The sequence below is a fragment of the Caulobacter segnis genome (assembly GCF_023935105.1).
Classification (GTDB): Bacteria; Pseudomonadota; Alphaproteobacteria; order Caulobacterales; family Caulobacteraceae; genus Caulobacter; species Caulobacter segnis_B.
Genome location: NZ_CP096040.1, coordinates 2766597 through 2778882, shown reverse-complemented (window position 1 = coordinate 2778882; position 12286 = coordinate 2766597). Strand labels below are relative to the sequence as shown.

General features: G+C 68.4%; 11 protein-coding genes. 2 read left to right on the top strand and 9 right to left on the bottom strand.

Going from position 1 to position 12286, the window contains the following annotated elements:
• Nucleotides 1-91: 91 nt before the first annotated feature.
• Entirely contained in the window at nt 92-364 is a 273-nt protein-coding gene (locus MZV50_RS13170; RefSeq protein ID WP_252635107.1) for a hypothetical protein, read from the bottom strand.
• Nucleotides 365-700: 336 nt separating this feature from the next.
• Nucleotides 701-931 carry a hypothetical protein gene (locus MZV50_RS13165; protein WP_252635106.1) on the bottom strand — a complete coding sequence of 77 codons (231 nt, stop codon included), beginning with the start codon at nt 929-931 and terminating at the stop codon, nt 701-703.
• On the opposite strand from MZV50_RS13165, the gene MZV50_RS13160 reads away from it, so the two are divergent.
• Together MZV50_RS13160 and MZV50_RS13155 are read left to right on the top strand one after the other, a co-directional pair.
• Nucleotides 930-3080, top strand: coding sequence for a TonB-dependent receptor (locus MZV50_RS13160; RefSeq protein ID WP_252635105.1), 2151 nt, complete (start codon nt 930-932; stop codon nt 3078-3080). The genes MZV50_RS13165 and MZV50_RS13160 overlap by 2 nt on opposite strands.
• Before the next feature lie 18 nt (nt 3081-3098).
• Nucleotides 3099-3803, top strand: a complete 705-nt coding sequence (locus MZV50_RS13155) for an energy transducer TonB family protein (RefSeq protein WP_252635104.1) — start codon at nt 3099-3101, stop codon at nt 3801-3803.
• Here MZV50_RS13155 and MZV50_RS13150 read toward each other — a convergent pair whose 3' ends face one another.
• The 7 genes from MZV50_RS13150 to MZV50_RS13125 all read right to left on the bottom strand — a co-directional run bounded on the left by MZV50_RS13150 (nt 3804) and on the right by MZV50_RS13125 (nt 12114).
• Nucleotides 3804-4502, bottom strand: coding sequence for a winged helix-turn-helix domain-containing protein (locus tag MZV50_RS13150; protein ID WP_252635103.1), 699 nt, complete (start codon nt 4500-4502; stop codon nt 3804-3806). It lies immediately after the preceding gene.
• Nucleotides 4503-4509: 7 nt separating this feature from the next.
• Nucleotides 4510-7218, bottom strand: coding sequence for a sensor histidine kinase (locus MZV50_RS13145; protein ID WP_289781921.1), 2709 nt, complete (start codon nt 7216-7218; stop codon nt 4510-4512).
• Nucleotides 7219-7797: a potassium-transporting ATPase subunit KdpC gene (gene kdpC / locus MZV50_RS13140; RefSeq protein ID WP_252635102.1), complete on the bottom strand. Its 579-nt coding sequence runs from the start codon at nt 7795-7797 to the stop codon at nt 7219-7221.
• 26 nt (nt 7798-7823) lie between these two features.
• On the bottom strand, nt 7824-9899 hold the full coding sequence (gene kdpB / locus MZV50_RS13135; RefSeq protein WP_252635101.1) for a potassium-transporting ATPase subunit KdpB: 2076 nt from the start codon (nt 9897-9899) through the stop codon (nt 7824-7826).
• Nucleotides 9900-9910: 11 nt separating this feature from the next.
• Nucleotides 9911-11623: a potassium-transporting ATPase subunit KdpA gene (gene kdpA, locus MZV50_RS13130; RefSeq protein WP_252635100.1), complete on the bottom strand. Its 1713-nt coding sequence runs from the start codon at nt 11621-11623 to the stop codon at nt 9911-9913.
• Between the two features lie 13 nt (nt 11624-11636).
• Nucleotides 11637-11723, bottom strand: a complete 87-nt coding sequence (locus MZV50_RS26590) for a potassium-transporting ATPase subunit F (protein WP_354668950.1) — start codon at nt 11721-11723, stop codon at nt 11637-11639.
• A 184-nt stretch (nt 11724-11907) separates the two neighbouring features.
• A complete protein-coding gene (locus MZV50_RS13125; protein WP_252635099.1) occupies nt 11908-12114 on the bottom strand; it encodes a hypothetical protein in 207 nt (68 codons plus the stop codon).
• Nucleotides 12115-12286 lie beyond the last annotated feature (172 nt).

The following is a 12286-nucleotide window of genomic DNA, read 5'->3' as shown; positions in this document are numbered from 1 at the left end:
CAATATCCAGGCTGGCTGAGATCTAATTAGACAATTCGGTTAGTGATTTACCCTGCAAAATTTGTACTTCGCCATTATCTTATGGGGAAATTTATTCGCTGCGCGGGGTCTTCTTCAATTCATTGACCCACTCGGCTACTTCGTCGGGCAGCTCATCGCCAGGAAGGGGTGGTCTGTCAGGTGCTGAGTCTAGAAAACTCGTGAGATCTCCGGGCTTTGATACGCCGAACCGCGCCTTGATGAACGCAGCCGCTTCAACCCGCGCCAATACAGTCTGCACGACAAATTCTTCCACCGTCTGGCCCATCTCAGCGGCCAATTCGGCTACCTGTTCGCGTAGGAGCGGCGGAAGAATTTCAGTCATCACATCACCCAGGAATGCGCGCCCGCAGACTTTAACATAGCGATAGCGTCGCTGGGACGCAGCCGCTCTTAGCGTCTGAAATTGGATTCCAGACAATCAGGGGGAAAAGGCGAGCCGTCAGGCATCCAATTCCGGCAAACCCAACATTCCAACGAGAATCCACGGAATAGCGAAAACCGACAGGGGCGCTCTTGGTCCATTTATCGTCTAAGATATATTATCAGAAATAATGGGACCCTGGATATCAGTTTTCTAGCCCCATCGACCTTGAGCCCCAGGGTTGCTCCCGAGCAAAGATCGCGACGCGGCAAGCCTTAGTCTGGGCTCCAGGCTTCTTCAGCCTTGGAGATACGCGATGATCCGCGCGGTTGAAACTTCCTGGTCCGTCGCCGAGCAGCTGGCGCTTCTGCTGCTGCGGCGTCTGCTGAGGCCCGGCGCGCCGATCGCATCGCGCCAGCCCTGACGAGCCGTCACGCCGGGTGCGTCAAGACGCGCCGGAAATTCCTTGAAATCGAACAAGAAAAAGTCGCCGCGGACACGAGCCTTGGCGACCGGATGCTCACTCATGATCCGCACCGCCTTCAACCGCTCCACGACCTCCTGGCTGGCCATCGCCGTCGCCCTGGCGGCGACGCCCGCCGCCGCACAGGCCACGCTGCAACTACGCGACGTCGAGGTCGAGACCACGTCCGCCGCGTCGAACCTCGGCCCGGCCGGACTGTCCGCGCACATCGTCGACCATGACGCCGCCGCGCGCAGAACGGCGTCATCCAGCGACGTGACCGAGATCCTGCGCGCCACGCCCGGCGTCGCCGCCCAGGGTGCTGGCGGCTTTTCCAGCCTGCCGTCGATCCGGGGCCTGGGCGAAGACAAGGTGATCGTCACCGTCGACGGCGCGCCGGTAGACATGGCCTGCCCCAACTTCATGAACCCGCCGTTGTCCTACGTCGATCCGCTGACCCTGGACGTCGTCCTGGTGATCAAGGGCGTCTCGCCGGTCAGCTTCGGCGGCGACAATATCGGCGGCGTGATCGCCGCGCGTTCGGCCGATCCCAAGTTCGCCGAGCCGGGCAAGACGCTGTTCTCCGGAGAGGCCTCGGCCTTCTACCGCAGCAATGACGACGCCGTGGGTGGCGCGATGCAGGCCACCGTCGCCAACGACCTCTGGAGCGTCGCCTACGCGGGTTCTGGCGCCAAGGCCCGGAACTATCGCGGCGGCGACGGCGATGGCCGGGTGCGCGCCACCGAATACGCCAAGACCAGCCATGCGCTGACGATCGGCCGTCGGACCGGCGTCGGCCTGTTCACGGTCAAGGGCAGCCTGGACTACTCGCCCTATGAGGGCTTTCCGAACCAGTGGATGGACATGACCCTGAACCGGTCCTGGGCGCTGACCGGCCGCTATCAGGGCGCGTTCGCCTGGGGCGCGCTGGAGGTCACCGCCTATCACCGCGACGTCCGCCACAAGATGAACTTCCTGGACGACAAGGGCGGCGACGCCGACGGCGGCATGCCCATGGACACCTGGGTCAAGTCCAGCGGCGTCACGGCCAAGGCCGACATTGCCCTGGACGCCCGCCAGACCCTTCGGGTCGGCGGCGAGTTCCACCACCAGGCCTTGGACGACAGCTGGCCGGCCGTGGCCGGCAGCATGATGATGGGTCCCAACACCTATCTGAACGTCAACGATGGCCGCCGCGACCGTTTCGGCGTGTTCGCCGAACTGGACACGCACTGGACCGACAAGCTGTCCAGCGTGATCGGCGTGCGTCACGACGCGGTGTCGATGAACACCGGCGACGTGCAGCCCTACTCCACCGGCATGATGAGCATGAAGGACGCCATGGCGGCCCAGGCCTTCAACGCCGCCGACCACAAGCACGATGACGGCAATTTGGGCGCGACCGCCCTGCTCCGCTATGCGCCGACCGACGGCGTGACGCTGGAAGCCGGCTACGCCCGCAAGGCTCAGTCGCCGAACCTCTACCAGCTGTACGCCTGGGGCCGCGGGGCCATGTCCAGCCAGATGATCGGCTGGTACGGCGACGGCAACGGCTATGTCGGCAACCTGGGCCTGAAGCCCCAGAAGGCCGACACCTTCAGCGGCGCGGTCCAGTTCGCCGGCGGCGGCGAGGACGGCTGGCGGGTGAAGATCGAGCCGTTCTACACGCGGGTCGCCGACTTCATCGACGCCCGCAAGATCGCCGACCTGACCAACATGATGGGCATGCCCAGCGGCTTCGTGCAGCTGCAGTTCGTCAATGTCGACGCCGAGTTCCGGGGCGTCGACGTCTCGGCCCAGGCGCCGTTGTGGTCTAGCGCCGCCTTCGGCCGGGCGCGGATCGAGGCGACGCTCAGCGCCCTGCATGGCGAAAACCGCGCCACGGGCGCGCCACTCTATCGCCAGATGCCCTTGAACGGCCGGATCGCCCTGCAGCATGCGAAGGGCCCCTGGACCAGCGCGGTCGAGCTGGAGCTGGTCGCCGACAAGGATCGCGTCGATCCCGTCCGCAACGAGCGCAAGACGGCGGCCTACCAGCTGCTGAACGTCCGCACGGCCTATCAGTGGAAGACGATGACGCTCAGCCTGGCGGTCGAGAACCTGGCCAACCAGAGCTACGACCTGCCGCTGGGCGGGGTCTCGCTGGGCGACTATGGCGCGACCGGCGCGCTGCGCCAGACCCCGGCCGGGGCCGCTCGGTCGACGTCGGGCTGACCGCGAGGTTCTAGCGCCATGACCCCGATCGCCATCCTCATGGCCGGGCGGCGCGTCGGGCTCCGTCAGGCCTTGCTGTCCAAGAGCGTCGCCTTCGTCTCGTCATGCGGCATCGTCGCCGCGCAACTGGCGCTCGTGACCTTCGAGGCGCCGGCCCCGCCGCCGGCGCCCGCGCCGCCCGACATCGTCGTCAGCCTGGTGCCAGTCGACCTGATCCGTCCGGAACCGGCGCCGCGGCCGATCGTCCGCCAGGTGGTCGAGCCCGGAAAGAAGCCTGCCGTCACCGAGACGACCAGCAAGGCGGCCGCAAAGTCCAGCGCGATCGGGACGCTCGCCTCGGCCGCGCCCGTGGTCCCGGCCGCCGCGCCGATCCAGGGCCCCTCGCCCGCGCCGACCTCGGCCGCGCCGGCGCCGATCCAGACGGCGGCGGTCGCCGAACCGCCGCCCCGGGCCGATGACGCCCTGCAACGCTACCAGGACCTGGTGTGGCGGATGATCATGGCGCGGCGTCCGCCAACCGCGCACCTGCGTGGCGGCGCCCAGATCGCCTTCCACCTGATGCCGAACGGCGCGCCGTGCGACCTGCGCATCGCCCGCACCAGCGGCGACCCGATGCTGGACCGCCTGGCCATCGCCACGGTGCAGCGCGCCGGACCTTTCCCGACGCCGCCAGCCGGCCTGCGACCGGACACCGAGTTCGAGATCTGGTTCCAGTTCCGATAGCTAGGCGTCGTCGCCCACGAAGCGATAGCCGACGCCCGGCTCGGTCTGCAGCAGCTTGGGCGTCGCCGGATCGGTCTCCAGCTTCTGGCGCAGCTGGCCAATGAAGACCCGCAGATACTGCGTGTCCTGGGCGTGAGCCGGCCCCCAGACGGCGGTCAGCAGCTCCTTGTGGGTCAGGACCTTGCCGTGGCCCAGCGCCAGGCGGATCAGGACGTCGTATTCGCGCGGCGACAGCTTAACGGCCTCACCGGCCCGCGTGACGCGGCGCTTGTCCAGGTCGATCTCGACCTCGCCCGCGCGGATCGGACCACTCGGCGCTTGCGCGCGTCCGCTCTGGCGCAGGGCGGCGCGAAGACGCGCCAGCAACTCGCCGACACCAAAAGGTTTTTCGACATAGTCGTTGGCGCCGCGATCCAGCGCCTCGATCTTCTCGATCTCGCGATCGCGGGCCGACAGGATCAGGATCGGGCCGTCATAGAAGGCGCGCGCCTTTTCCAGAACGTCCTTGCCGTCCATGTCCGGCAGGCCCAGATCCAGCACCACGGCGTCCGGCGACCATAGCGCCACGCCGCGCAGGCCTTCCTGGCCGCTGTCGGCCCGCAGCGGCTCGTAACCCGCGGCGTCCAGGGCCGGTCCCAGGAACCGGTGGATCTGCGGCTCGTCGTCGATGACGAGGATGCGCTGGCGAACGGCGGTCATGGGTGGTTCATAGCAGATCGCGCGGCGTGGCGATGGTCTTGGGCAGGCTGATCAGCATCCGCGCGCCACGCCCGTCATGGATCGGACTGGCGGCGGCGATCCGGCCGCCCATGGCGTCGACGAAACCCTTGGCGATGGCCAGGCCCAAACCCGCCCCTTGGCCCGCGCCCTGGTGACGGTCGCTGGGCTCCTCCAGGCGACGGAACTTGTCGAAGATCCGCTCCAGTTCGGCGGTCGGGACGCCCCTGCCCTCGTCCTCGACGCTGATCACGACATTGGCGCGATCCTCGTAGGCCGCGATCTCGATCCGGCTGCCAGGATCGCTGTAGGCGATGGCATTTTCCAGAATATTGACAATGACTTGCTCCAGAAGGCTCGCGTCCGCCTGGACCATGGTCAGAGTTCCCGGATAGTCACGCGACAGCACGCGGCCGCCCAGACGGCGCGACACCCGCTCGGCGGCGGCGTTCAGGACGTCGCGGACGTCGGTCCAGTCGGTCCGCAGCTTCAGCCCGCCGCCCTCCAGTCGGGTCATGTCCAGCAGATTGGCGACATAGCGGCTGAGGCGTTCGGCTTCCTCGCGGATACTGAGCAGCAGGTCGTCGCGAACCGCCGCCTTCATTCGGTCGCCGTACTCGATCAGCGTCGTGGACGCGCCCAGCACCGTCGAGAGCGGCGTGCGCAGGTCGTGGCTGACCGAGTTCATCAGCGCCGAGCGGAAGCGATCGGCGCGGCGCAGGGTTTCGGCTTCCAGCGCTTCGGAAGCCAGCTGCGAACGCTCCAGCGCCACCGCCCCCTGCTCCAGCAGCGCCAGAACCAGCCGCTCGGGATCGGAGCCCGGCGGCGCGACGCCGGCCTCGACGCCGGCCACGCCAGTCCGGGATCGCGCGCCCTCCAGCGGCCAGAAGGTCCAGCGGGCTTGAGGCAAGGTGCCCGTGCCGAAGCCCGCCGCCTCACCCTTCTCCCAGGCCCAGCGCGCCGCGGCCATCTGGGCGGCGTCCAGCGCCTCCAGGTCGGGCGAGCCGGCGACCGGGACGATTTCTTCGCCCTGGGGCAGCAGCACCATCGATCGGCCGCCGGCTGCCGCCGAAACCTGTTCGGCCAGCGCCCGGGCGACGGCGTCCCGACCGGTGGCGGCCGACAGGGTGCGGCTGGCCGCCAGCAGGGTCGCCACGGCGGCGGCGCGACGCTGCGAGCCCAGCGCCTGATCGCGCACCCGACCGGCCAGGCCGCCCGAAGCCAAGGCCACGGCCCAGAAGACGACCAGGGTGATGAAGTCGGTCGGCGCGCCGATCGCCAGGCTGTAGCGCGGCTCCAGGAACAGGTAGTTATAGATGAAGAACGCGACCGTGGCGGCCGCCAGCGCCGGCCTCAGACCGTGCAGCACGCCCGCGGCCAGCACGGCCGCCAGGAAGATCATCCCAAGATCGACGCGATCGAAGGCGACGTCCAACCCCCAGGCGCCCAGGGTCGCGGCCGCCACGAACAGCGCGCCGACGACATAGCCCCGCCAGCCGCCCAGGCCGATCGGCCTGGCGACCTTGGGCGCTCGCTCGTGGACCGCCTCGGTGACGACATGCACCGCCACGCCGCGCGCCTCGCGCAACAGGGCGGTGGCCAGCGAACGGCCCAGCAGTTCGCGCCAACGACTCTCGACCGTCTTGCCGATGACGATCTGGGTGACGTTGTGGCGCCGGGCATAGGCCATGACGGTGGCGACGATGTCTCCCCCCGTCAGCGCCACCGTGGTTCCGCCCAGCTGCTCGGCCAGACGATAGGCTTCGCCCAGGCGGGCCGCGCTCCCCTCGCCCGCCGCCGGTCGATCGGTGCGCTCGACGTGGGCCACAATCCAGGGCGCGTCCATCATCATGTCGGAGAGGCGTCGACCGGCCCGGACCAGCGAACCGGCCATGGCGTCGCCGCTGACCAGAACCAGGATCCGCTCGCCCGCCGCCCACGGTCCTTCGACGCCCTTCTCGCGCATGGCGGCGACCAACTGGTCGTCCACCGTCTGGGCCGCGCGGCGCAGGGCCAGCTCGCGCAGCGCCGTGAGGTTCTCGACCTTGAAGAAGTTGTCGGCCGCCAGTCGCGCGGTCTCGGGCACATAGACCTTGCCCGCCGCCATGCGCTCGCGCAGCTCTTCGGGCGTGATGTCGACCAGCTCGATCGCGTCCGCGCGGGAGAGCGCGCTGTCGGGCACCGTCTCCCTCTGGCGCACGCCGGTGATGCGCTGGACGACGTCGACCAGGCTCTCCAGGTGCTGGACGTTCAGGGTGGTCCAGACATCGACGCCGGCGGCCAGCAGCTCCTCGACATCCTGCCAGCGCTTGGGATGGCGCGAACCCACGGCGTTGGAGTGGGCGTATTCGTCGACCAGCAGGATCCTGGGCTTGCGCGCCAGGGCCGCGTCGATGTCGAACTCCATCTGGACGCGGCCGCGATGCTCGATCGGCTTGCGTGGCAGGACCTCCATGCCGCGCAGCAGGCTCTCGGTCTCGCGCCGACCATGGGTTTCGACGACGCCGATCAGCACGTCGACGCCTTCGGCCTTGCGACGGCGGGCGGCGCGCAGCATCTCGTAGGTCTTGCCCACGCCCGGGGCCATGCCCAGAAACACCTTGAGGCGCCCCCGGCGCGCCTTGTTGGCGGCGGCCAGGAGCGCCTCGGGGTCGGGACGCCCAGGTTCTTTCTGAGAAGAGCGTTCGTCCGCCGGCAACTATCCGCCCTTCGGGAAGCGGGCGTCGAGCGCCCGGTTGAGCGTCAACACATTGACGCGCGGTTGGCCGATGAAGCCCAGGAGCGGCTGCTGCACCTGAGCGTCGACAAGCGCCGTCACCTGGCCGACCGGAACGCCGCGTTCGCGAGCCACGCGCGGCGCCTGAAAGCGGGCGTTGGCCGGCGAGATGTCGGGATCCAGGCCCGAGGCCGAGGACGTCACCGCGTCGGCCGGGATGACCGCGCCGGGATTTTCGGCGCGCAGGGCGGCCGCGTCGGTCTTCTCGCGCGCGATCAGCTTGTCGTTCAGCGGCCCCATGTTCGAGCCGCTGGACGCGCTGGCGTCATAGCCGTTGCCGGCGGCCGACGGGCGGCCGTGGAAATATTCCGACTTGGCGAAGGTCTGGCCGATCAGGGCGGAGCCGACGACCTTGCCGCCGGCGTCGCGGACCAGGCTGCCGTTGGCCTGCACGGGGAACGCCGCCTGGGCGACGCCGGTGACGGCCAGCGGATAGGCCACGCCCAGCAGCGCGGTGAACAGGCCCATGGAAACCAGGGCGGGGCGAAGATGCGAAAGCATGACGGATGAGTCTCCGATGGCTCTGTTTAGGCCAGGCCCAGGGCCGAGACCACGAGGTCGATGAGCTTGATGCCCACGAAGGGCGCGATCAGGCCGCCGATCCCGTAGAGGGTCAGGTTGCGGGAGAGCAGCTTGCCGGCGCCGATGGCGCGGTATTTCACGCCCTTCAGGGCCAGCGGGATCAGGGCGACGATCACCAGGGCGTTGAAGATCACCGCCGACAGGATGGCGCTTTGCGGGCTGTGCAGGCGCATGACGTTCAGCGCGCCCAAGGCCGGCAGCGAGGCCACGAACATCGCCGGGATGATGGCGAAGTACTTGGCCACGTCGTTGGCGATCGAGAAGGTCGTCAGGGCGCCGCGGGTGATGAGCATCTGCTTGCCGACCTCGACGATCTCGATGACCTTGGTCGGGTCGCTGTCGAGGTCGACCATGTTGCCGGCCTCGCGGGCGGCCTGGGCGCCGGTCTGCATGGCGACGCCGACATCGGCCTGGGCCAGGGCGGGCGCGTCGTTGGCGCCGTCGCCACACATGGCCACCAGGCGACCCTTGCCCTGCTCTTCCCGGATCAGCCGCAGCTTGTCCTCAGGGGTGGCCTCGGCGAGGAAGTCGTCGACGCCGGCCTCCGAGGCGATGGCGGCGGCGGTCACCGGGTTGTCGCCGGTGATCATTACCGTGCGCAGGCCCATCCGGCGCAGGTCCGCGAAGCGCTCCTTGACGCCCGGCTTGACGACGTCCTTCAGGTGGATGACGCCGACCAGGGCGCCGCCCTCGCTGACCGCCAGCGGCGTGCCGCCCGAACGGGCGATGCGGTCGACGGCGGCTGTCAGTTCGGCGGCCACGGTCTTGGGATCCAGAGCCAGGGAACGGTAGACCGCGTCGACCGCGCCCTTGCGCCAGCTGCGGACATCCCCGTTCTCTTGGGGAATGTCCAGACCGGACTGGCGGGTCTGGGCGGTGAACGGAATGGCCGTGGCGCCGGCCGGGATCTCGACGGTCAGGCCCTGGTTGCGCGCCAGTTCGATGATCGACCGGCCTTCCGGGGTCTCGTCGGCCAGCGAGGCCATCAGCGCCGCGCGCATCGCCGCCTCCGGACGCACGCCGGGGGCCGGGATCACCTCGGTGGCCATGCGGTTGCCGAAGGTGATGGTGCCGGTCTTGTCCAGCAGCAGGGTGTCGACGTCGCCGGCCGCTTCCACGGCGCGGCCCGAGGTAGCCAGGACGTTGACCTTAAGCAGGCGATCCATGCCGGCGATGCCGACGGCGGACAGAAGGCCGCCGATCGTCGTCGGAATGAGCGTGATGAACAGCGCGCCCAGCACCAGGGGATCCAGGGCCACGCCCGAGAACTTGCCCAGACCCAGCAGGGTCACGACCGCGATCAGGAAGATCAAGGTGAGCCCGGCCAGCAGCACGGCCAGGGCGATCTCGTTCGGCGTCTTGCGGCGGTCGGCGCCCTCGACCATGGCGATCATGCGGTCGAGGAAGGTCGAACCGGCCTCGGCCGTGACCCGGACCTTGATCCAGTCGGAGACGACCGTGGTGCCGCCGGTGACGGCCGAACGGTCGCCACCGCTTTCGCGGATCACCGGCGCGCTCTCGCCGGTGATCGCCGCCTCGTTGACGCTGGCCATGCCCTCGATGATCTCGCCATCGGTCGGGATCACGTCGCCGGCCTCGACCAGGATCACCTCGCCCATGCCCAGCTTGTGGGCCGGGGTCGGAATCCAGGTGCCCGTGGTCGGGTCGATGATCAGCTTGGCCTTGGTGGTCACGCGAGTAGCGCGCAGGCTGTCGGCCGCCGCCTTGCCCCGCCCTTCGGCGACGCTTTCGGCCAGGTTGGCGAACAGAACGGTGGCCCAGAGCCACAGGGCGACCTGGATGGCGAAGCCCGCCGCCTGGTGCCCGGCGACTGCCGCGACGGCCGAAACGGTCGACAGCAGGGCCACGATCCAGGTGGCGAAGATCACCGGATTGCCGGTCAGCTTGCGCGGGTCCAGCTTGAGGAAGCTGTCCTTGGCCGCCCGGGCCAGGACGGCCCCGGAGAGGCCGCCGGCCAGGGCGCGTCGGCCCTCGCCAGCGTGGATGTCTAGAGAAGTCATGGGATCACCACTCAGCGGAGGGCCGCGACCGCGCCGAGCGCCTGGAAGTGCTCGACGATCGGTCCCAGCGCCATCGCGGGGAAGAATTGCAGGCCGCCCAGGATCAGGATCACCCCGATCAGGAGGCCGATGAACAGGCCACCGTCGGTCGGCAGGGTGCCGGCAGTCGGGGCGAGCTTGGGCTTGGCGACCAGGGCGCCGGCGATGGCCAGCACGGCCATGATCGGCAGGAACCGGCCCAGGGCCATGGCGACACCAAGAGTAACGTCCCACCAGGGCGCATTGGCGGTCAGGCCGGCGAAGGCCGAGCCGTTGTTGGCCGTACCGGAGACATAGGCGTAGAGGATCTCCGACAGGCCGTGAGGCCCGCTGTGCATCAGCCCCTTCAGCGCTTCGGGCAGGACGGCGGCGAAGGCCGAGAAGCCCAGCATCGACAGCGGAATGATGACCACGGCCAGGATCGAGAACTGGATCTCGCGGGCTTCGATCTTCTTCCCGAGATATTCCGGCGTCCGGCCGACCATCAGGCCGGCGACGAATACCGACAGCAGGGCCATGACCACCATGATCGCGACGCCCGAGCCGATGCCGCCGGGCAGGATCTCGCCCAGCTGCATCAGGAACATGGCGATGCCGCCGCCCAGGGGCATCAGGCTGGAGTGCATGCCGTTGACCGAGCCGTTCGAGGCGCCGGTCGTGGCGGCGACCCAGGCGGCCGTGGCAGGCGCGCCGAAGCGGACCTCCTTGCCCTCCATGTTGACCGACGCGTCGACCTTGGCGGCGACCTGAGCCGGAGCGGGTTGAGTTTCGGTGGCATAGACGCCTGCCGCGCCGGCGAACAGCAGCACGAAGGCCGCGATGACCAGGGCGCGGACGTCCCTTTTGGCCAGCACCATGCGGCCGAAGGCGAAGAACGCGGCCCAGCCCAGGGTGTTGATCGAGATCGCCGTGATCAGGTTGGTCAGCGGCGTCGGGTTCTCGAAAGGATGGGCCGAGTTGGCGTTGAAGACGCCGCCGCCGTTGATGCCCAGCATCTTGATCGCCTCCTGCGAGGCGACGGCGTAGAGCGAGATCTTCTGCTCGGCGCCTTCAAGCGTGTGGGCGGTGACGCCCGCCGACAGGGTCTGGGGCAGGCCCAAGGCGACCAGCAGGATCGCCACCACGAAGGACAGCGGCAGCAGCACGTACAGCGTCGTGCGGATCAGGTCGGCCCAGAAGTTGCCGACGCCCTCGCCGCGATTGGCGACGAATGCGCGGGCCAGGGCCGCGGCCACGGTCGCGCCGGTGGCGGCCGAGACGAAGTTTTGCACCGTCAGCACCAGCATCTGGCTGAGCGTCGACATGGTGCTCTCGCCGGCATAGCTCTGCCAGTTGGTGTTGGTGACGAAGCTGATCGCGGTGTTGAACGACAGGTGGCCCGACAGGCCCGGGAAGCCTTGCGGGTTCAGCGGCAACACGCCCTGCAGGCGCAGCACCGCGTAGACGAAGAAGAAGCCGACCACGTTGAAGGCCAGCAGCGCCAGGGCGTAGCCGTGCCAGCTCTGGCTCTTGTTCGGGTCGACGCCGCAGGCGGCGTAGAACAGGCGCTCGACCGGTCGCATGACCGGATCGAGAAAGGTTCGCTCGCCATTCCAGACGCGCGACATGAAAACGCCCAGCGGCCAGCCGATGGCGACCGCCAGGCTCAGGGTCAGGGCGATCTCCGCCCATCCTTGCCAGGTCATTGGATAAGGTCCGTCAGAACTTGTCGGGACGCAGCATGGCCGCGACCATGTAGCCGGCGACCACGACGGCCCCGGCTGCCCAGAGAAGAGTCACGAGCATGGTCTAGACGCGCCTCAGCGCGGCGACGAAAGCGCCGAACAGGGTGAACAGGCCAAGCGCCAGCGCCCCGTAGAGAAGATCAGCCATAACGGCCTCCTTTGGTGTCGGAGGCCAAAGACCATTTCGGCGCGTAAGGGCTCCATATCGAAGCCGGGCCGCCGCATAAGGGCGGCATAAAGACGGGTTAGGCGGCGACCCGCGCGTCGAGCACCGCCAGCTTGGCCAGGATCCGATCCAGGGTGGAACGCTTCACAGGGCGGCCGTCGCGCAGCTTGGTCCAGGTAGTTTCGCTGATCGCGTAGCAGTCGAACAGATGCTCGCGAGTCACGGCCGGCAACCGCGCCCGCAGGCGCTGGAACATTTCACGAGAGACGGTGACGGTTTCAGCCATGGGAGGTCTGGTCAGTGACGCACGGGAAAGTGACTCTACCGCGTCCCTATGACGGTGTTGTTGGGCGGGCATATTTCAACTCTGTTACGTGTGGCCAAGTTTCGACAAACTTGGGCGAACGCGCGCCCTGGCCGGACTTTCTCGTCCCTCCCGGAGGTTCACCCCTACAACG

Excerpts from the sequence above, each read along its gene's own strand:
- MZV50_RS13170 (WP_252635107.1), bottom strand. The coding sequence starts at position 364 with ATGACTGAAATTCTTCCGCCGCTCCTACGCGAACAGGTAGCCGAATTG.
- MZV50_RS13160 (WP_252635105.1), top strand. The coding sequence starts at position 930 with ATGATCCGCACCGCCTTCAACCGCTCCACGACCTCCTGGCTGGCCATC.
- MZV50_RS13165 (WP_252635106.1), bottom strand. The coding sequence starts at position 931 with ATGAGTGAGCATCCGGTCGCCAAGGCTCGTGTCCGCGGCGACTTTTTC.
- MZV50_RS13155 (WP_252635104.1), top strand. The coding sequence starts at position 3,099 with ATGACCCCGATCGCCATCCTCATGGCCGGGCGGCGCGTCGGGCTCCGT.
- MZV50_RS13150 (WP_252635103.1), bottom strand. The coding sequence starts at position 4,502 with ATGACCGCCGTTCGCCAGCGCATCCTCGTCATCGACGACGAGCCGCAG.
- kdpC (WP_252635102.1), bottom strand. The coding sequence starts at position 7,797 with ATGCTTTCGCATCTTCGCCCCGCCCTGGTTTCCATGGGCCTGTTCACC.
- kdpB (WP_252635101.1), bottom strand. The coding sequence starts at position 9,899 with ATGACTTCTCTAGACATCCACGCTGGCGAGGGCCGACGCGCCCTGGCC.
- kdpA (WP_252635100.1), bottom strand. The coding sequence starts at position 11,623 with ATGACCTGGCAAGGATGGGCGGAGATCGCCCTGACCCTGAGCCTGGCG.
- MZV50_RS26590 (WP_354668950.1), bottom strand. The coding sequence starts at position 11,723 with ATGCTCGTGACTCTTCTCTGGGCAGCCGGGGCCGTCGTGGTCGCCGGC.
- MZV50_RS13125 (WP_252635099.1), bottom strand. The coding sequence starts at position 12,114 with ATGGCTGAAACCGTCACCGTCTCTCGTGAAATGTTCCAGCGCCTGCGG.